20 protein-coding genes, 1 tRNA gene and 2 pseudogenes are annotated in these 19,506 nt (G+C 63.5%); 8 read left to right on the forward strand and 15 right to left on the reverse strand.

The genetic code is table 11. The annotated features are described in order from the left end of the window. Window positions 1-58 precede the first annotated feature (58 nt). On the forward strand, window positions 59-982 hold the full coding sequence (locus tag NQK35_RS06435) for a hypothetical protein (protein ID WP_257113583.1): 924 nt from the start codon (window positions 59-61) through the stop codon (window positions 980-982). After that, on the forward strand, window positions 979-1,455 hold the full coding sequence (locus tag NQK35_RS06440) for a DUF4913 domain-containing protein (protein ID WP_257113585.1): 477 nt from the start codon (window positions 979-981) through the stop codon (window positions 1,453-1,455). Before NQK35_RS06435 ends, NQK35_RS06440 begins: the two co-directional genes overlap by 4 nt. 59 nt (window positions 1,456-1,514) lie before the next feature. Here NQK35_RS06440 and NQK35_RS06445 read toward each other — a convergent pair whose 3' ends face one another. From NQK35_RS06445 to NQK35_RS10540, 9 genes are all read right to left on the reverse strand, one after another. After that, entirely contained in the window at window positions 1,515-2,444 is a 930-nt protein-coding gene (locus NQK35_RS06445; protein WP_257113586.1) for a hypothetical protein, read from the reverse strand. Window positions 2,445-2,453: 9 nt separating this feature from the next. Continuing rightward, window positions 2,454-4,094, reverse strand: a complete 1,641-nt coding sequence (locus tag NQK35_RS06450) for a type IV secretory system conjugative DNA transfer family protein (RefSeq protein ID WP_257113587.1) — start codon at window positions 4,092-4,094, stop codon at window positions 2,454-2,456. A gap of 13 nt (window positions 4,095-4,107) precedes the next feature. Further along, entirely contained in the window at window positions 4,108-4,434 is a 327-nt protein-coding gene (locus NQK35_RS06455; protein WP_257113589.1) for a hypothetical protein, read from the reverse strand. A gap of 11 nt (window positions 4,435-4,445) precedes the next feature. After that, window positions 4,446-5,246 (reverse strand): hypothetical protein, encoded by an 801-nt coding sequence (locus NQK35_RS06460; protein WP_257113590.1) that lies wholly within the window; start codon window positions 5,244-5,246, stop codon window positions 4,446-4,448. A 281-nt stretch (window positions 5,247-5,527) separates the two neighbouring features. Next, entirely contained in the window at window positions 5,528-7,012 is a 1,485-nt protein-coding gene (locus NQK35_RS06465; protein WP_257113591.1) for an SCO6880 family protein, read from the reverse strand. After that, the gene (locus NQK35_RS06470; protein ID WP_257113592.1) at window positions 7,009-8,187 is read right to left on the reverse strand and encodes a hypothetical protein; all 1,179 of its coding nucleotides are present in this window, start codon (window positions 8,185-8,187) and stop codon (window positions 7,009-7,011) included. Before NQK35_RS06470 ends, NQK35_RS06465 begins: the two co-directional genes overlap by 4 nt. Window position 8,188: 1 nt before the next feature. Beyond that, window positions 8,189-9,013, reverse strand: a complete 825-nt coding sequence (locus tag NQK35_RS06475; protein WP_257113593.1) for a hypothetical protein — start codon at window positions 9,011-9,013, stop codon at window positions 8,189-8,191. Between the two features lie 12 nt (window positions 9,014-9,025). Further along, window positions 9,026-9,334, reverse strand: coding sequence for a hypothetical protein (locus tag NQK35_RS06480; RefSeq protein WP_257113595.1), 309 nt, complete (start codon window positions 9,332-9,334; stop codon window positions 9,026-9,028). Next, a complete protein-coding gene (locus NQK35_RS10540) occupies window positions 9,313-9,903 on the reverse strand; it encodes a DUF6668 family protein (protein WP_306456004.1) in 591 nt (196 codons plus the stop codon). Before NQK35_RS10540 ends, NQK35_RS06480 begins: the two co-directional genes overlap by 22 nt. Before the next feature lie 164 nt (window positions 9,904-10,067). Here NQK35_RS10540 and NQK35_RS06485 point away from each other — a divergent pair, with 164 nt between their 5' ends. Continuing rightward, complete coding sequence (locus tag NQK35_RS06485; RefSeq protein ID WP_257113597.1) at window positions 10,068-10,379, forward strand: hypothetical protein; 312 nt, start codon at window positions 10,068-10,070, stop codon at window positions 10,377-10,379. An 84-nt stretch (window positions 10,380-10,463) separates the two neighbouring features. On the opposite strand, the gene NQK35_RS06490 is transcribed toward NQK35_RS06485, so the two are convergent. Further along, window positions 10,464-11,477 carry a hypothetical protein gene (locus NQK35_RS06490; RefSeq protein ID WP_257113598.1) on the reverse strand — a complete coding sequence of 338 codons (1,014 nt, stop codon included), beginning with the start codon at window positions 11,475-11,477 and terminating at the stop codon, window positions 10,464-10,466. A gap of 79 nt (window positions 11,478-11,556) precedes the next feature. Continuing rightward, window positions 11,557-11,811: a hypothetical protein gene (locus tag NQK35_RS06495; RefSeq protein ID WP_257113599.1), complete on the reverse strand. Its 255-nt coding sequence runs from the start codon at window positions 11,809-11,811 to the stop codon at window positions 11,557-11,559. Window positions 11,812-13,163: 1,352 nt separating this feature from the next. Here NQK35_RS06495 and NQK35_RS06500 point away from each other — a divergent pair. Beyond that, window positions 13,164-14,087, forward strand: a complete 924-nt coding sequence (locus NQK35_RS06500; protein ID WP_257113600.1) for a hypothetical protein — start codon at window positions 13,164-13,166, stop codon at window positions 14,085-14,087. Here NQK35_RS06500 and NQK35_RS06505 read toward each other — a convergent pair. Further along, window positions 14,015-14,521, reverse strand: a complete 507-nt coding sequence (locus tag NQK35_RS06505) for a hypothetical protein (RefSeq protein WP_257113601.1) — start codon at window positions 14,519-14,521, stop codon at window positions 14,015-14,017. The genes NQK35_RS06500 and NQK35_RS06505 overlap by 73 nt on opposite strands. Window positions 14,522-14,913: 392 nt before the next feature. Here NQK35_RS06505 and NQK35_RS10615 point away from each other — a divergent pair, with 392 nt between their 5' ends. Beyond that, window positions 14,914-15,276 (forward strand): helix-turn-helix domain-containing protein, encoded by a 363-nt coding sequence (locus NQK35_RS10615; protein ID WP_373567093.1) that lies wholly within the window; start codon window positions 14,914-14,916, stop codon window positions 15,274-15,276. Here the strand turns inward: NQK35_RS10615 and NQK35_RS06510 are convergent. Continuing rightward, window positions 15,233-15,309: transfer RNA gene (locus tag NQK35_RS06510), tRNA-Ile, on the reverse strand. The genes NQK35_RS10615 and NQK35_RS06510 overlap by 44 nt on opposite strands. 141 nt (window positions 15,310-15,450) lie before the next feature. On the opposite strand from NQK35_RS06510, the gene NQK35_RS06515 reads away from it, so the two are divergent. Then, complete coding sequence (locus tag NQK35_RS06515) at window positions 15,451-17,193, forward strand: pyruvate dehydrogenase (RefSeq protein ID WP_257113602.1); 1,743 nt, start codon at window positions 15,451-15,453, stop codon at window positions 17,191-17,193. Between the two features lie 72 nt (window positions 17,194-17,265). On the opposite strand, the gene NQK35_RS06520 is transcribed toward NQK35_RS06515, so the two are convergent. Next, window positions 17,266-17,856, reverse strand: coding sequence for a hypothetical protein (locus NQK35_RS06520; RefSeq protein WP_257113603.1), 591 nt, complete (start codon window positions 17,854-17,856; stop codon window positions 17,266-17,268). A 160-nt stretch (window positions 17,857-18,016) separates the two neighbouring features. After that, window positions 18,017-18,316, reverse strand: a pseudogene (locus tag NQK35_RS06525) (fructosamine kinase family protein); the annotation flags it as partial. Between NQK35_RS06525 and NQK35_RS06530 the strand changes: the two are divergent. After that, window positions 18,310-18,706, forward strand: a pseudogene (locus NQK35_RS06530) (5'-methylthioadenosine/S-adenosylhomocysteine nucleosidase); the annotation flags it as partial. The pseudogenes NQK35_RS06525 and NQK35_RS06530 sit on opposite strands and share 7 nt — an antisense overlap. Before the next feature lie 10 nt (window positions 18,707-18,716). Then, on the forward strand, window positions 18,717-19,205 hold the full coding sequence (locus tag NQK35_RS06535) for a low molecular weight protein-tyrosine-phosphatase (protein WP_257113605.1): 489 nt from the start codon (window positions 18,717-18,719) through the stop codon (window positions 19,203-19,205). The last annotated feature ends 301 nt before the right edge of the window (window positions 19,206-19,506 follow it).

Below are 19,506 nucleotides of genomic sequence, written 5' to 3' on the forward strand. Positions count from 1 at the left end.
TGAGTGGTGAGAGGTGCCCAACGCGGGTGCCTTTGTACCGCACATTGGAGGGACTCGTATGAACGCAATCGACGCGGGCCGCAATGAGCTTGCGTGCCTTGGTCTACAACGGGGAGCGCGGCATCCAAATGTCGCTGATTCAACTCCGGTCCAGGACGAGGATTCCACGATCTTCTACGACTACTGGACATTCAACCGCCCAACCGTCATCAAAACGAGCGAGACCGGCCGTCTCCTCGAAGCAACCGTATACGATCCCACGACAAATGATGACGAACAGGCGATCACCGTGACCGGTGAGGCAGCTTGTCAAGAGTATGTACGCCAGGCTGTTGCCTGGGAAAGCGAGGATGCAGATCGTATTCGCCACGACGCTGCGCACGCACGCATCATGGCGCGCATCACCGAGTTAGCCGAGGAGAGCACCGCCCTCACTACGTGGGCGCTCGCCCACGTTCCCGTCGTCGACATCGACGGCGAAGATCTCACCATCTCCCTCAGCGATCTTGATGGCGACCCGATGATTGATCTGCACACCTCTGGCATCGCTGGTGGTGGATGGGCCCGCCTCCCCGGACATGCGCTTGAAGAGATCGACACCGTTATCGCCGGTCCCGATTTCTCCCGTCTCCCCCACAGGGTGGGAATGCGGCGTGAGAGTCTCACGGCGCTGCTCACCGCGCTTTCCGACGACCTGGACAAGATCCACTACGATGCCTTGCATGCGCCGGGAGTTCCCACCCTCTCCCAAGCGATCGAAGCGGCCAAGAGAGCACAACCCACCGCTGAGGCAGGTCCGCAGGAAAACACCCACGTTGGTGAAGCTACTGAAGCAGCTGCTCGAGCTACTCAGCGTTCGTCTATTCCCCCTGAGATGCTCGGAAAGAGCGCTCCACATGTCGGAACTCAGGCGTTCGCAACGAGACCCATGCGCTGGGTTCCATCGTCTGCGATTCACGAAGCTGAAGGGCGATCACTGTGAATGGGCATGACCCGTACGAGGATGTCCCTCCGATTGACGTCGAGCCGCCCAGCGACCTCGAGGACGTGGCGCCCGGTGATCCCTCGAGGGACGAACCGAAGCTGTACTACTCGAGTGTTCACAAGTTCGTTGAAGAGTTCTTGACACAGATTTACGACCGGTCCCTCGGAACCGGCCTCAACTGGTGCTCTGAGTGGTGGAAGCATACCGAGGCAGTCTTCTACTTGACCGCTTTGTGGCACTCATGGGAGGGCCTGCGAGCGTCAGGGGAGCTCACGGCGATGGCCACCTGGTCCGTGCAGTACCTGTACCCGATCATGGATCGCCTTATGTCCGAAAATGGCCCTTTCAAGGGGTGCCAACCCGATGAGCGACACCGCAAGGGCGAACACAAAGATGAGTCTGCACCCCATCCGGGGCGCGTGCTACCGACGACGCCACCGCCTCCCGAGCTCGTCGACGAGCGCCAATAGCGGACACAAACGTGGGGGTGGGGTAGCCATATTGGCTACCCCACCCCCACGCGTTCACTCTATCGGTTCAGTGTGTGCACGTCCTCGAGGGGCGCGGCCGACACTCGGCCGGCCGGCACGCTCGCCGGTGTCGCCAGCATGTCCTGTGCTGGCGCAGGCTGCGCCTGCGATGCGACCGTGAAGGCCCGCACCCCATCGGCGTCGACGCCAGCATCAAGTAGATGCTGTGCCCAGGCTTGACGTGCCTGCGGTGTATCCCACGCTATCGCGGTAGAGGTGTTGGCGGTCAGCTCAGGCCCATCCAGCACCTGGGCAGGCACTGGGGTATCCGGCGCGGTAGCCAGCATTTGTGTCGCCGTATACACATCCCCTCGGCCGGGTTCCGGTGCTACCACAGCAATGTCGGTTGACTGCAGATCAGCGAATCTCGTATTGATTGCTCGCGCATCCACGCGGAGCTCGTCGAGGAGCTCCGCGGCGGACTGCTCGAGTTGTTCACCATCGACGAGAGGCATGGCTGCAGCCAGGGCAGGCAGGGACAGCAACGTCATGTCAACGAACTCATCCTTACGCTGGTCTCGGAATGATGGTGGGTTGCGGGATTCCTCGTGAGCTCGCGCCTCGGCCGCCTCCCGGGCACGCGCCTCGGCTTCCAGGCGCAGATGTGCCTGTGCAGCTACTTCTCGAGCATCCTCGTCGACGTGCGCGAAACGCTCGGCTAAGCCGACTGCTCGAGCTCTTTCTGCAACGCTGATCGTGGGGTCATCCCACCAGCCGTCGCGGCATGCCGCACGATAGATCGGCGCTGCGAGACGCCGCTGCTGTTCGGTGACTGCGCGCAAGGCGCGCGCGTGCTCGAGGGAAGCACGCGCGGCCGCGCGGCGAGCGTCCGCCTCACGCACAGCGAACGCGCGAGCAATCATGATGGCGGCGCGCATCAGTTGCGCGGTCTGCATGGATAGTTGTTGTTCGATTTGGTCGGCACTCATGGGTTTTTCCTATCGTTTCTTGGTTTCCCAGTAGGGCACGGTGCGCACGTAAACAGCAGGCGCTCCCGAGGCAAACACCCACGCGCGGTTGGGGGGCATGGCCATGAGCTCCGAGACCGGCGCGATCGAGCGCTGAGCCGCTCCTACAGACACGCTCCTCGAGGTCCCCTGCCGCCCCGAAGACGTTTGCACCTGGTCCACGTACTCCATGCCAATCAGCGTCGATAGCGACTGGAGGAATTTGTCCTCTGAGACACCGCCACCGTAGGCTTTCACGTTCGACGCTGACCAGAGTTTGTTCATGCCAGCGTCGCCCCAGACGCTCACGCCCTGGCTCCACGACTGGAGAACAGTGTCCACAACGATGCCCCGAGAGCCAAAGTGCGAGTACAAATCGGGGAGTTCACGCCACCGACACACGTTCGCCGCCTCATCGAGGGCAACGAACAATGGGAGTGCAAGCCTGCCACCTGGCTGGGTTTTTGCATGCTCGAGGGCTGCCTCAATGACTGCGACGGTCAGTGCCGTCACAATCGGGGACGCACTACCACGGCCTTCCTGCGACAGGCAATACAGTGTATCGGTTGATGCCACAAAGTCGGTGGGGCGAAACTCCATCACGTTCTCACTATCCTTCGCCACCGGTGGCACGACCCAGCGCAACGCCTCGTCGTTGAGCAGGAACGACATCGTTTGGGAGGCACCGCCATACACGCCACCTCGGGTCTCGGCTGGCAGATTCATCATCCCGCGCAGCGATTGTGCGGTCATCATCTGGCCGGCGCGCTCCAGGATCCGCACCGGCTCATCATCGAGGGGCCGCGTCAGCCACTCGTGCACCGCACGAATGTCTCGGCCACCGAGGGCGGCCGCCAACAAAAGCGCAGCGACCAGGTCCTTCGAGGCCCCATCGAAGTAGGCATTCGTCATGGCACCTGGATCGCGCTGGGAATCGATGAAAACCTCGGCCAACGAAACAGCATCAACAGGTGTTCTCACCCCCGCCAGGATATTCCACCACCACGATTGATCTTCCCCCGCAATGCCCTGAGGATCGAAGACCCACGTCGTTCCATTCTGAGCTCGCTGCCCACGAGTAATGTCAACGACGTCTCGTTTATTCGACGTCGTGAGGACTGCACCAGGTGCAGCGAGAATCCGCGGGACAACGAACGCAGTCGTTTTACCCGTCCTCGGGCCTGCAATCATCAGGCACACGAACTCCCATGACGAAAACAGCCACGCGTTTCCTCGCACCATGCGCCCGATCGGCAAGCCTGGAGAATCAGCCACGACACCCAGCCGGGATGCCTGCGAGGCCGCCGCCCGTTCCCCCAGGACAGCGACCTCGCGCCGCGACGCACTCTTGCGCGCAACGCGATCCCCACGCTTGCGCCGACGCGGACCGCGGTGCCGCCACCTGGCTATACCGACTACGCCTGCGACGCCGGCAAGGAGAATGAGGAGCGCGAGAACGGCCACCGCGCGCGGCTGCTGACCCCGAATAATCCCGCCTGTCAGTTCCAGAAGATTCGAGGGTAACTCGATCCCCGTCCACCAGGTGTACAGCGTCCTCGCGCCGTACAGGCATCCTCCGCCGACCCCGAGCGTGATGAGAAGAAGCCAGATGCCTCGGCCGCTATCGCTCATGGAATCCCACATGTCACCACCTCTTGTTCGTGTTCGACAGGTCATACTCAGCTGCCGTGAAGTCGACCTGGAATGGGTAGGCCGGGGCGTCCGACGTTTTGAGAAGGAACTTCCCGCGGCCGATGGGGGCAGAGCTTCCCCCTGTGATCGGGTCATATTCACCGGGAGCGTTCCATGATGAGACGAGGGCTTCCTCACGGCGTGAGAACGCCATGACAGATCTGAGTTCACGCACCTCTTTGGGTGGAACACCGCCGATGAACAGCATTTTCGATCGCTCAATAAACCCTTGGGCTTTCTGGCGATCGGATACGGACGGTAGGGCCTGGAAGTCTGCCACGGAGTGGGTGATCATGATTTGGCCCACACCCACCGTGCGGTTGAGGCGGGTGAGGGCGTCGACGCGCTCGACCATGCCGGAGAGGACCGAAGGATCCGCCAGAGTTCATCCATGATGAGTTGGTAGCGCTGCCGCGCGATCAGGCCCGTGTCGGCGAGAACCTGGGTGACCTCGACGGTGGCAAAACCGTATGACCAGCATGACAGTAGGACCGCTGCTTGCAGGTCTTCGTCGGCGTACATGAGCGAGGAGACGTCGAAAACGACGGAGGCATCCATGCGCATGGACACGGTTTTCTTCGCTGCAAATAGTGAGCCAAAGCGGCCCATGAGCAGCGCCTGGAGTGAGGCCTCGAGGTCATTGGTCAACCGCTCATACTCTCCAGGTTTTCCTTTATCGAGGGCGGCCGCATGGAGCTGCTCAGGCCCCTCTTGGACGATACGAAGAACATCGGCGAGAGTCGGCGTGCCCACGTATGTTTCCTCGAGGACACGGATAGCGGCATCCACGATTGTTTCCTCGCGATCCGTGGGTGGCTGGCGTCGAATGATCTGGATCAGTGAACACACCAGCTGTTTCTTGCGCTCGTGAGCTGCTTCCGTCACTTCCTGGGCTTCGCGGACGTACCCGGCTGCCAGCAGCATCTCCGCCGCTTCGTCGGCATTACCACCATCAAGTGGGTTCAGCCCCGTCTTTCCGTGTCCGATGGAGATGATCTGCCCACCCAGGGCATCAATGACGTCGGCGTATTCGCCTTTGACGTCTCCGACAACCATGGAGTGGATACCGAATGCTTCGGCCCCCAAAACCATCCTCCTAATCAGCGAGGATTTCCCCAAACCATTCAGGCCCAGAACCATGGCAGATGGGGCGGAGATCAATCCCGTCTGAAACCAACTAATCGGGTCGGCGCACACCGCGCCGGTCCCATCCGTCGCTCTCCCCAGAGGAACACCCACGGGTGGCGGGGTTCCACCCGCGACGAATGGATACAGACCGCACACCTGCACGCTTGTCCCGCGATAGTCATGAATGCGGGGAAGCGGCGTCACGCCGCCACCACCAGGGCGGTTGAGATCCGCGATCGTGACGCTCATACTGCCCACACTTTCTGCCAGGACGGCACGACACCCAGCGGAAGCCCGAGGGCGAACGCTGAATCCTGCGCTCCGAAGGCAGGCCTCATGCGCAACTTCGACGCGGACGCAAGTGAAGTGATGGCCGCAGCTGTGTCGTCAAGGTCCTCCCCCGTCACTGTGGCAGTGACCAGGACTGTGAAGTCGACCAGGCCCGCACCGGAGGCTTCCTCCTGAGCGTTCTTCCTGGCGATCGCTACCTCACGAGCGGCGCGCGCCGTGACATTTTTCGACATACCGGCCGCTGCTCTGGCCGTCGTCGTATCGCGCTCGACGATGTCACCCGTCATGGCGGCATCAATGGGCCGAAGCAAGAGGGTCACGCGCTTACGCTCCACATCCCGCGAAATGGACATGAGCCGTGACAGCACGCCAGATTGTACGACGCCCGACGGTGCCTTGGTCAGCACCCATGTGCGTGACAGGCCCGAATCATGACGGAATGAATCGAAGGAAGTGTGGGTGCCGACGGGGCCAGCATCCTCCCAGTCCAGGTCAATCTTCTGGCCAGCGGCCGTTGCTTCTTCGAAGAGCGGTTCGGACGCCGGGTCGTAGGCGACACGCACCAAGCGAGTCACGTCGGTGGCTGTGAGGAGGTGGGCAGGTCCCGTTCCGGCTGCTTCCAGCGAGTGCGTCAAGTAGGGCAGGCGCGTCCCGATCTCGCGGGCAATCTGGTCGGCCGCGCGCTTCTTCACGCTCATGCGCTTGGTATCGAAGGTGAGGGTCACTGTGCAGCGCAGCTGCGCCGCACCCGCGCGGTACTGCGAGACAGCGTCGCGCACAACGCTCAGTGCGATCGCCGGAGCAGTTGCGTCGAGGCGAGCGTTCACCTGGCGCTCAAGGGCACCGCCGGTATCGGGCACTGTCTCCACGCAGACACTGGCCTGAGCGATGCCGATTTCGCTTCCCAGGTCGGCAAGCCAGACACCCCAGTGTGCAACCTGTTGGTCGATGCGTTCCTGGTCAACCAGGGCAATACCCGACGGAGCGACGCCCATAATGACGCTCACGTGAGCGCTGCCGTGGTGGATGAGGGCAAACGGTCGATCATATGAATCAACATGTTCGCTGATGCGCGATCCTGAGAGCAGGCCAGGAAGGCGCGCGCGCCCACCCGGGACAACGCCGATCGGTCCGGACCTATACACGGTGCGGCGAGCTCGACGGCGCCGAGCAAACGACACCCGCTCAACCATCTTGTCCCACACACTCACGCCATGGGCGTCGCGGATGTCCATCGCCACCAAAATGGACAGCCCCGACAGCAACAGTACCGCTGCGCGCGCGAAACCAAACGATCCATACACGAGGATCGATGCGATAAGCAGCGCCAGCAGCGCCATCGTCTCGAAGAAGCTCGACTTGCCCATGCCCGCCAGCCGCGGGTGCCGCCAGTTCCCATACGTGCGAATCTCCGTCTCTGTTGCACCGATCGTGCTCATGCGCGTGCTCCTTCCGCACTGCTCTCAACCATGTCACTGATGCCTTGTTGCGCTTGTGAAGCGCCTTCTGCGACGGCCTGCGCGACGAGGGCCGCGCCGCCTGTAGCAGCCCCAGCAGCTGCGCTACCGGCAGCGGCCCCACCTTCGGCCGCCCCGCTAGCCGCTCCGCCGGCAGCGCTGTTACCTGCGCCGACGGCACCGCTCGAGCCCACCGCTCCCGCGTCGGGGGCAGTTGTTGCTCCCGACGGAGACCCAGATCCTGTTCCGCCACCGCCACCGGATGGTGACGACGGTGCGGAGTCTGCAGCGACGTTCCCCCTGTGCACCACGTCGACCGCGCCCGAGGCGATCGATGCTGCCCCCGCGGCCACAGCGCCACCCCCGCCCATCGAGGATGCAATCATCGCCCCCGTGGGCATCAACAGCCCCACGAGCGCAAACGGACACACGGCCGCGAATACCATGAGCATGACGCCGACGAGAAACGACACAAATCCGTCCAGGCCACTCTCCGACGTCAGGAAAAGAATCGTTGTCGCATAAATGATCGACACAGCCAACTTGTATAAGACAAGCCCTGAAAAGAAGCCCAGAATCTTTCCGGCCCAGGCGCGGCCCCAGGATGTTCCAATCGTCGAGGCAATGATGGGTGCCAGCCCCATGATCACCATGAGTAGGACGGATCGAATCCAGATCATTGCCATCTGGATAACGTTCGCGAGGATCCCTGCCAACGCGAGCAGGAGAACCGGGACTGTTCCCCCCGGAATACGGGTACTCTCCCACAGGGCCGGAATGATTCGCTTTCCGAAGGTTTCGGCGCTTTGTTCCGTGACCGTATCCAAGAGCCACACCGCCGTCTCGTCAAAGATACTAATGAGAGTTGATGCCAGCGTGAGCCCAGCGCCCGACACAACCACGACTGTGACAAGGGATTGTGCGACGTGGCGCAGTGAATCACCACGACCGTCAATGACGACTCGGATGCCCGCGACTATCAGCGATGCAATCATCACGGCGGCCAGGAGAAAACGCAGGTAGTCCTGCAGCCGGTAGGCTGGTGATGTCGTAACGAAGAGCGAGGGAACAGGTGCCTTCACCCACCACGTTCCCAAGTTGAGAATGATCTCTCCCAGCGACTTAGTTACTTCGCTGACAAAGGAATCGAGTCCCACGTTAGTTCACACTCCACGGAGTGATTCGTGTTTTTGCTTCATCCGTGAGCTCGCCAACTCCCCATGCGTCAGGAGTTTCGGGGTAGACAACTTTCCAGTCTTTCACCCACGTCATGCGAATTGGAATGGTCAGCGTCTTAGGGTCATCTCCAAGGGTGAAGGTATAGACAACAAGCACATCATTTTCACCCCGAATTTCGTAGTAGTAACCCGCGATATGTGCCTGCCGCATGGAGTAAACCCCGGCATGCGAGCGACTCGAGTCAAAGACCTTACCCGCGAGGGTCCCATCGGAATTGTCCGCAAGATCCATCGCGATCGAATCGCGATGGTCAACATCCCATGTTGAATGCAGGAGGAAGTTCGCCCCAGAGGTAATCGCGCCTTCCACCGTATGGGAGTAGCAATACGAAAGATTCGTGCGATCCATCGCGGCAAAGGGTCCCGCCTCAGTTGCAACCTCAGCCGACCGGCCCCCCTGGACAGTACTCACCCGCGTCGCGCGCGGAGTTTGCCCCAACGGCAACATATTGACCTCATCGACGTAACACGGCTGAGAGACGTAATCCATTCCGAGCACCCCCTCCGTGGGGGTCGGGGAGGGCATGAACGATGGCGATGTGCTCGGCGACGGCGTGAGCACCGTCGGAGTGCCGGTCGGCAGGCCTGACTGACTGGACGGCTGCGTCGCTGCAGAGCCGCGCACTGCCAGCCCCACTCCCAGCCCAATCCCCATCGCCACAACGACAATGACAACAAGACCGGAGGCAATCACCCATGGGGATGCGAATGGACTCCGTTCTCTTACCTCACCACTATCGCTCATCACATCGCTCCTTTAGACAAACTGCCTGATGATAATCGGTGCCGACACGACGATGAGGACACCAGCAATACCCCACCCAACCTTTTCAACGGCTTCGCCACCAGCTCCAGGCCCTTGCCGATTGTGAAGGGCAATCATCCCGCCTGCGATAATCAAGCCGAGCACACCGCAGATAATGCCAATCCACATGGCATTGCCCAAAAGATCATTGATCTTGTCCATCAGGCCTTCAATCGCCTTCGGTGACGGGTTCGGAACCACATCGGTCCCAAGTAGTGCAGAAATGCGCGATGCAAACATCAGGCTGTCCTTTCGGTCCATGCCGCCACGGTGGCGGCGATCTTGTTGATACGGCGCGAACGATCAGCATTCACGTCGTTTTCCTGGGCAAAGCGCCACTGCGCTTGCCACGGAACAAATGTGCAGTGAGGGAATGCTCCCGACGAGATCTGGAATTGATCGCGGAGCGAACGCGGGAGACGGCCAGGGGCATCGGCCCCGACGACGAGGCCAACGAGTTGTCCCGGCAGTGCTCCCGACGCCCACTCGATGGCGACATCCTGCGCGGCACGCAGCCCCGCCGCAGTTGATCGACAACAGACCACGACCCTCAACGCTCGCGTTGGGTCGACGTGCTGCGGCCACGATGCACCGGCATCGCCGCCGCCGAGGATACTTGCCCAGGTCGAGGTTCCGGCACCACCGTGAGCGCCCACGGTCCACAGGAGAGGCGCGCCGTCGACGGCCGATCGCCGGATACGACGCCGAACCGTGAGTCCATCAACGCCCGGAGCCCACGGACGCGCAGCGGCCACAGCAGGAGGCGGCGGGATCGGCACCGACGGACCAACAGGCGCCATCCAAGCACCCTCAGCAGGCTCAAACGACATGTGCGTTCCTTTCTCTACGAAACATCCGTAGGCTTGTACACGCACACCAATCCACGCCGCCACTCACACGCGTCAAGCCGTTCACGCGGCAGCCCCACTCCCCCTTCACCCACCCCACAATGGCATCATTGCATTATGAGCATGACAACTAATCAGGAGCACTCATGACAAACAAAGAACCCCAGACCAGCACATGGTGGGCCGCCACCTTCAACGGACGCACACCCAGCGAATCCAGCCCCTTCGACTACGCCCCAAACATCGACCGAGACTACGTCATCGCCGACGCCGCCAACACCGCCCTACGCGAGGGCATCGACATGAGCCGCATGCGCCTCTTCCATATGCACCGCACCGTTATCGAAACCGAATGGGTCGAAGAAGAAGACCTCACCTACGACACCGAAACCATCGCCCAAATCCAAGAAGAACTCGCCGAGCTCGACGAAACCATCGACAAACTCAACCAACCCTAGACTTACCTGAAAATTACACTGCAATTGCAAGGAAAAACAATAAGGCTGACACTTTCGCCACCCACCCACAACCACTTACGTGAACTACGCCACTAGTCGATGGGTGCTATACGCGTCCACCACCAACCGGGCCGCGTCAGCCAGATCCTCCTCAGTACCATCGATTGCCGAAGGGGTGACCCCCCTGCGCGATCCCACCAGGAGCGTCATCCACGCTCGAGCTGCCTCAGGACTCACACCCAGGGCAGCAAGCATCCCATCACGCCCAGCGCGCGTGTGACGCTGACTCACTGTTTCCGTCACCGCGATCTGAACAATACGCGCCGTCCCCGCCCACGCCAACGTCTGACACATGCCAGCCGAGCGCAGCGCCGCCACCACGCACCCCAGCTTCCCCTCAAGCTCGTCCAAACCAGCATCACGCAGCTCACGATCCACCGCAACGATTGGACACGCGTCAGGAACTACACCCAAAGCCGTAACCGCATCACGATCCGCCTTACTAGCCACAGACTCAGCCGCACACTGGCGCACCACTGCCTGAGTCCACGCCGCCCACGGCCGCCCAGCCGCAATAATCGACGCTGAAGACTCGCGCGCAACCAACCACGACGTTGTCAACACATCCGCGACCGCATCCGCACCGTACACACCATCAAAGGCGCGCCGACGCGCCACCGCATGCCAAAACTGGGACGGGCCACTCTCCACCGCGCTCAGCGCAATCCTCATCGACGCAACCCCACGCCACCCCTCACGCTCGGCCGCACGAAACGCATGACGCAACCCATCATTATCCTCCCGACCAATCGGCTTCAACCCCTGCACCGAAGGCAGACCTTCACCCTGGCACCGCACCTCAAGGGATGCCCGCGCCAGCGCCTGTCCAACATTCACGCCACGCACCAACTGGACACGAGATGGCGCCTGATGACCCTCCTCCCAGCGTGCTTCACGCACGATCAGCAAGTGCTCTTCCAACGTGGCAAGAGCACGCCGAATCGTGCGCGGATGACGCCCCAGAACATCCGCCAACCAACCAATCTCAACGATCGCCGCTCCACGCGTATCCACCAACGCAGCAAGCTCAACAAGCACACCACGCGCAGAGGCCCCCAAACCCCGCTGGACCCGCGCCCACGCAGGCCAACTCACAAACTCCGACGCATCACCCATCTCAGGCCCCCTCCCCGTCCACATGCTCAGCAATCACACGAGACGCGATCTCCTCACCAGATGCCGTGAGCACGTCCAGCAGCGCCGCCGGCGACGGCTTCCCGCCCCCAGGGTTCTCCCGACGCCACGCATCCGCGAGAGCCTGCTGAACCGCCAGCTCAACCACCGCGCACCGAGCACGCGACAAACCCGGAGCCAGCTCCGTCACCAGGTCATGAATCCTCATGTGCAACAACGACGGAGCCGTCTGTGCCACACGCTCATCCTCGGCAGCAGCTCGCTCAGCCGCAAGGCGCTCACGCTCACGCTCGGCCGCCGCAACCTGAGCCCGAGGAGACTCCCCCACAGCCACCAAACGCTCCAAACGCTTAGCAACAAACCGGGACATGAACTTCACACCTTCCGCCGGCGGCGGTGAATCCAGCAAACGCTTAATCTCCGCTGGCCTCCAGCCAGCGTCAAGCCGTTCACGCAGCAAACCAACCACGACCGCGAGCCCACATGCGTCCATCACCCGAAACTGCTCGGGCACACACGCCGCCAGAATCGCCAGATCGCCGTCTGAGGCGCTTTGAGCACCCTGACCACCCCCAGGGCGCCTCTGAGGGCCTCTACGGCACTTCCGGGGCGCTGACGTCGCCACCGGCGACGCAGCGGCCACCTCGGCAACCGCCTCATCGCCAGAGTCATTCCCCGACCCAACCGAACCCTGCCCCTCACCCGGCGAGGTCGGACTGGTCGACCTCTGGGGCGGGTGGGGGTGGGGTTGGGTTAGGTCTTCTTTAGAAGACTTGGTATCCCGTAGGGATAGTGCCGCGCTCGACCGTGCTACGGTGGAGCGCGGCACGGTGCGACCAGGACTTTTACCCTGTTTTCCCTGGTCAGACCGTGCGGCACCTGTTGCCGCACGGTGAGAGGCGCGCCCGTCAGACCGTGCGGCACCTGTTGCCGCACGGTGCGACCTGCGCAAACGCTCCCCCTCATCAGCAAGCACCGGATCCGGGGACGCTGCCCCCTCCAACAGGTAATCCCCCCGCGACTGTTCGAGGGCCACCACGCGCGCTTGCTGCGGGCTCATCGGCTCGTCGGAGAAGATCGTGAGCGTACGCACCCGCCCCGACGACTTGCGCAACGTGAAACGGAACCGGTAACCCACCGACTCCAACTCCCGCATCGCCGCCCGCACAGCCTTCTCACCCAGCCCCCGGCCAACGAACGCCCGATACCCCAAGTTCGCGCCCTCCGGCGACGCCAACGCGCGCGCCAGGATCCCCAGCGCCGCATACGAGATCCGCTCATCAAAAACGACCTCATTACGCAACGCGGTCGCCCCACGCCGCACGACGAAGTACTCGCCCATCACTGCTCCCCTCTCACAGCACATCCGAACGCGGGACTCAGACGCGCGCGGCCGCGATACGCGGGACGCAGGTGCGCATGACGTGTTCTACGGTGGCCTCGGGGGTAGTGCCACCTACCCCCGAGGCCAGCACCCGGCCGCCAGACGCGACCGCGGTGCCGATGGGCGCACCCCGAAGGTCGGGCGGCACCCGTTGGGACGGAAGGCCCGTCCCACATGCCCCAGACAAGCGATAGGAGATCTGGAACATGTTGACCGCTCTGAACGCGCACACCGGCGTGCCCATCAGTGTCTACGCCTATAAGGCCATGGCCCCCCACAACCGCCCCGGTGCGCTGGTATGCCCGGGGCAGAGCGTCGAAGGCGACGCCTGCACCGCACCCGTGACCGCAGCCGCCCTCAACTCCGACCACGTCCACCCCTACTTCCGCGTGGGCCGCATCAACGACCACGTGGAGGGCTGCACCGAGGTCGCCGGGACCACACCCACACCCACCGGGGACACCGACCCCGACGGCATCAAAGGCGTCCAGGGGCCGCGCGGTCCCGAAACCATCGTGCGCATCACCCTGAACAACCCAGCCGCCTCCGCCGCCGCCGCAGCAGGCGCCGCCACGACCAGCGCCACCACGACGGCAGGGCACCACCGCGCCCCCAAACCCAGCGGCAGCGACCAACCTCTCACCGTGCGCTGCGGCCTGCGCAAAGCCGCGCTCGACCACGCCCGCGGCGTCATCGCCGACACCGACACCGTCACACTCGGCACCACCACCGCCCCCGCCCGCGAGATCATCCACCCCGCCGAACGCCTCATCAACGCCCCCTACAACGGCCACGAGGTCATCGCCTACGGCCACCTCCACAGCGTCATGCAGGGAAACAAGGGACGCACACACTTCATCCGCCTGCGCCTGCCCGACGGCCGACCCACCAAGGTGCCCATCATCATCAGCACCACCCACTACAACCAACTTCGCACCCGCTTCACCCAGGTGAAACACAACCCAGGCTCGTGGACCCTGATCGCGTGCGGCACGATCAAAGGCCCCAAGTACGCCCAGCGCTACCTCGCGCCCCTCGACACCAACTCCATCCACTTTCAACGCTCCTCCACCGCCTCGCCACTATCCCGACCATCCCCCTCATCGGTGCCAGAAACGCCGTCAAGGTAGCTGAAAGACTCCTCCATCTCCATGAACACCGCCAGGTCGCCCTCCGTGGGCTCCCCAAGAGTCGTGTCCGCGGCCGACAGGTCCGCCGCCATGCCCCTGTGGAGGGCGACCAAGCGGTCACTGCACGCCCCATCCCTGCCCCGCATAAGTTCCACCTGCGCCTGCGACAACGTCAACAAGTGCGCCCTGTAGGCATTGCCCAAGTGGTACAGCACACCCACGTACTCCTGAGAACTCCACTCCACCCACGCCACCCTCCGGCGAAGGCGCTCCACCTCCGCCGCATACCTGCTCACAACCTCCGCGAACAAGCCGCGCACCCCCTCCAGGGCCTCGCTAGCACTCGAGCCCTCCAAACCCAGCGCCCCAACCAGCTCCGCCAACATCGAATCCGCGCGCTCAACCAGCGCCACCACCGACTCCCTGCGCTCCACGGCTACCGCCCCGCCTTCCCCAGGCCCGGCAACGTCGCCGGACCTTCCGCACCACCCTTGCCGGGGACCGAACCAGATTCCACAGCACCATCAACTGCCCCGAGATGTCCGACTTGCCTCGCAAGCAGAGCACTGATGTCTGACCGCCGAAACCAGCGCGGTCCCCGTGGTACGTATTGCACGGACGGCACGGTGCCCTCGCGCGCCCACCTCATGAGCTGCGCGTAACTCACCCCAGGGAGCATTTTGACGGCCGCATGACTCGTCAATAAATCGCCGATCACCGATTGATCGTTAGGATTTCGTTCACTCATAAGCATATGATGCACAGCTCTTACATGAATGTCAAGGAGTCGATTGTTAGCGTTTCGTTCATCTGTTACGCTAGGCTCATGGTCAACAAGCGAAGCGCAAGCAACGGGTCCCTCAGCTTCGACGCGGCTGTCGGAGCAACGGTGAACCAGTACCTGCTGATTCATGGCCTCACGCGTGCCGAAATTGGCAAACTGCTAGGGGTTGCAGGGTCGAATGTCAGCCAACGTCTTCGAGGACAAATTGGCTGGCCAGCACACGACCTGTTCGCACTTGGGCGAACCTTCGGCGTCCCCGTTGATGCCCTCATGCCGTCCCCGGACGGCGCGGGCGGGTGGGTGCCCGCGCCGTACGCGCCCGCCTCGCGGGCCCTGGCGCGCGACTCCGCCGGGGAGGCATTGGTGCCCCAAGTCGGGCTTGAACCGACGACCGACGGATTATGAGTCCGCTGCTCTGACCGACTGAGCTATTGGGGCCCTGCCATCCTAACGGAGGAAGGCGCGAGTCTTCCACCGACACCCCTCGCTGATCCATCGATCACGCTATAGCGACACGGGACCTTAGTCATACCTATTGTGATTTTGCAAGGTTTGACCCAAACAAATTAAGGAGATGACATGAACGTCGCAGAACAGATCGTCGGGCAGCTCGTCGACGCGGGCGTCCACCACATCTACGGCATCGTCGGCGATTCACTGAACCCGATCGTTGACGCAGTGCGCAAGACCGGCGGCTCAAAGAAGGGCGGCATCGACTGGATTCACGTCCGCCACGAGGAGGCTGCGGCGTTTGCCGCGTCTGCGGAGGCTCAGTTGACGGGCAAGCTCGCGGTGTGCGCGGGTTCGTGCGGCCCGGGCAATCTTCACCTCATCAACGGCCTGTACGACGCAAACCGCACGGGCGCACCCGTCCTGGCCATTGCCTCGCACATTCCGAGCGTCCAGATCGGGTCGATGTACTTTCAGGAGACCCACCCGGACCGCATCTTCGAGGAGTGCTCGGTCTACAACGAGCTGATTTCCTCCGCGGCGCAGTCGCCGCGCACCGTGAACTCGGCGATCCGCCACGCGGTTGGCCTGGGCGGCGTCGCCGTCATAACACTTCCCGGTGACGTGTCCGACCTCAAGGCCGTCGATCACGTTCCCACCTACGCGCCTGCTCGCCCCGCTACGCTGGCCCCCAATGCGGCGGACATCGAAGAGGCGGCCGCCCTGCTCAACAAGGCGGACAAGGTCGCGATCTTCGCGGGTGCGGGCGTCGAGGGCGCCCACGACGAGGTGATCGCGCTGGCGGATGCACTCAAGGCGCCGATCGGTCATTCGCTGCGCGGCAAGAACTTCATCCAGTACGACAATCCCTTCGACGTGGGTATGACGGGCCTGCTGGGCTATGGCGCGGCTGCGGAAGGCATGAGCGACGCGGACGTGCTGATCCTGCTGGGCACGGATTTCCCCTACGACCAGTTCCTGCCCTCTACTCCAACGATTCAGGTGGATACGCACGCCGAGAAGCTGGGTCGCCGCACGGACGTGGGCCTCGCGATTCACGCCCAAGTGAAGCCTTTCATCGAGGCTCTCCTCCCCCACCTGCGGCAGGATCGTTCCGACGCCTTCCTAACAGCCAAGATCAAGAAGCATTCGGAGATCATGCACGCTCCCGTGGGCGCCTACACGCGCAACGTCGAGAAGATGCGCCCGATCCACCCCGAGTACGCCGCCCACCTGCTGAATGAGACGGCCGCGAAGGATGCGATCGTCACGGCAGATACAGGCATGTGCAACGTGTGGACTGCTCGCTACATTGACCCACTCGGCACACGTCGCCTCATCGGTTCGCTGCTGCACGGCTCCATGGCGAACGCTCTGCCGATGGCGCTGGGCGCTCAGGTCGCCTACCCGGATCGACAGGTCGTGTCCGTGTCGGGCGACGGCGGCCTGTCGATGCTGCTGGGCGAGCTCATCACCGCGAAGATGTACAACCTGCCCGTCAAGGTGGTTGTGTTCAACAACTCGACGCTGGGCATGGTCAAGCTGGAGATGCTGGTCAACGGCATTCCGGACTTCCAGACTGACGTGCCCGACACAAATTACGCGGAGATTGCCCGCGCAATTGGTTTCCACGCGGAGCGCGTCAAGGATGCGCCACGCCTGGCGGACGCCTATCGCGAGGCGTTCGCGGCGCCCGGCCCCGCCCTCGTCGAGGTCATCACCGACCCGAACGCTTTGTCGCTGCCTCCGGCCATCACGGGTGGCCAGGTGGTTGGTTTCGCGACGGCGATGAGCAAGATCGTACTCAACGGCGGCATCGCTGAGGCATTTTCGATGGCAACCTCCAACATGCGCAATATCCCGCGGCTGTAGGTCGCGCATCGCCCCCGAAGGCGAGGCTGGGGTCGGGTCGTTCACACAACCCGCCCCCAGCCTCACGCACATTCAGCGTGAGGATCGTGTGCCGGACCGCGAACGCACGAGCTTGGCCACGCACCACAAGCCCCCGCCGCACAGGAGAAGTCCAAGGGCTGCGGGGACAATGACGGAGGCCCCCGCCTCACCCGCAAACGCCACGCTCCACAGGGATTTTGCAATGGCGATCAGCGCCATGACCGCTAGACCGAGCCAGAGATTGCGCCGCCACAATGCTGCCGCTAGCGCCGCCAACGACAGTGGAACCATGACCGTGAGGAGGACCTTACCGGGCGTCCAATCACCCTGCAGGTACTGCTGCTCAAACTGGAGGAACTGCTGCACGCGCGGGCTCACCTGACGCGGTGGGGGAAACCATCCCATGCTGGTGAGGAGGAGGAGCACCGTCGCCATAATCCCCGCGCCGCTGCGCTTGTAGGCGAACCAGCACAATGGAATAAGGAAAAGCGGCCGAATATACCAGCTCAGCTGGTTCTGGTGGCGCTGCCATAGCCAGTCCCAGAAGCTCGGTACCGTGAATGCCGCACCGATGAACGCGACAATCAAGGCACCACAGACGAATGCGATAGCTGTGTCATACTTTCGCAGCGCCACCAACATGCACACAGACTAGCACTCCCGTCGAAACGTCACCATCACGCATCCGTCGTCGGGTTGGTTGTTTGCGCCGCGCATGCACGTGCACGGGGTCAGCAATCGGCCGTATCGCAGTCAGTCGGAGCGCGCCATGCACTCCGGCCCGGCGCGAAGGCATCCCCTTCTAGCTATAGCGTCGGGCGATCGAGACGGCCTCGGGCACGTAGGAGCGACCGAAGAGGGCGCAGTGAACCATGATGATGTGCATCTGGTGCAGGGCGACGCGCTCGCGCCACCCGTCCGCCAAGGGCGAGGCCTCGTTATAGGCGGCGAGTATGCGTTCGTAGTGCGGGCAGCCGAAGACCGCGAGGGCCGCCAGGTCCTCCTCGGCGTGGCCGCCCTGCGCGGCGGGGTCGATGAGGACGGCGCCCTCGGGGGTCCACATGACGTTGCCGGACCACAGGTCGCCGTGGGTGCGGGCAGGCCGACGCCACGGCCTTCGGCTACGCGCTGGGGCAGATTCCCCCGGATGCCCGTCGACTACTCCTCCTCCGAGCGCGCCGCCGCCAGGTGCGACGCCCTGGCCGGCCTCGTCAACCACCCGGTGCGGGTCGGGCGGATCGTCTCGTCGGACTCCTTCTGCACCGAGCAGGTGGCCGAGCCGATGCGCCAGCGCTTCCCCGACGCCATGGGCGCGGACATGGAGACGTGCGCGATCGCCCAGGTCGCGTGGAGCTGCGGCGTCGATTGGATCTCGCTGCGCGCAGTGTCCGACCTGTGCGGCCCGGGCGCCGACCAGGCCTTCCACATGGACGGCGAACGCGCGGCCGCCCACAGCGCCGAGGCCGTCCGCGCCTACCTGGCCCTGCTGTGAGGGGGGTTCGATGCGCGTCCTCATGGTGTGCACCGGCAACATCTGCCGGTCGACGATGGCCCACCAGGTGCTCGACGAGGCCGTGGCGGCCGGTGGGCTCTCCGGCGCCGTCCGCGTGGACTCCGCGGGCGTGTCCGACGAGGAGCACGGCAACCCCATCGACCCCCGTGCCGCCCGAGTGCTGCGCGCCCACGGGCACGGCGTCCCCGACCACCGCGCCAGGCAGGTGCGCGCCGACGAGCTGGCCGACTGGGACCTGGTCCTGGCGATGACGTCGTCGCACTACGCGGCGCTGTCGCGGCTGCGCGACCGCGCCCGCCCCGGCGGGAGGGCGCCGGAGATCCGCATGTTCCGCGACTTCGACCCCCAGTGCGCGCACCTGCCCGAGGGGCCCGGCCGGGACAAGGACCTGCCCGACCCCTGGTACGGGGACTTCGTGGACACCCTGGCCGTTATCGAGCGCTCCACACCTGCGCTGGTCGACTACGTGCGCCCCTAGGGCGTATCGCGTGTGCGGGTGCGGTGGGATCTTTCGGGTATTGTGCCCCCCGGCAAGGCCCACTTCCGGCGGGGGTGCCCGCGCCAGGCCTCGCGCCCGCCATGCCGCGGCCTCGGCTCCCGACGACCCGACCAGGTGGCCGGTCGGCGAGGTGACCCGACCCGGCGGGCTGTTTTGCAAGCGTTGTTCCGCATTGGGGTAGGAAACAGGTCATTCGGGCAGGTTAGTAACCTGCCCCAATGAGGGCTAACCTGCCCCAATACTTGGTTTCCTACCCTAGTGTCGTCCGCTGGGCACTGGA

The organism is Schaalia odontolytica (genome assembly GCF_024584435.1).
In the GTDB taxonomy this organism is placed as follows: Bacteria; Actinomycetota; Actinomycetes; order Actinomycetales; family Actinomycetaceae; genus Pauljensenia.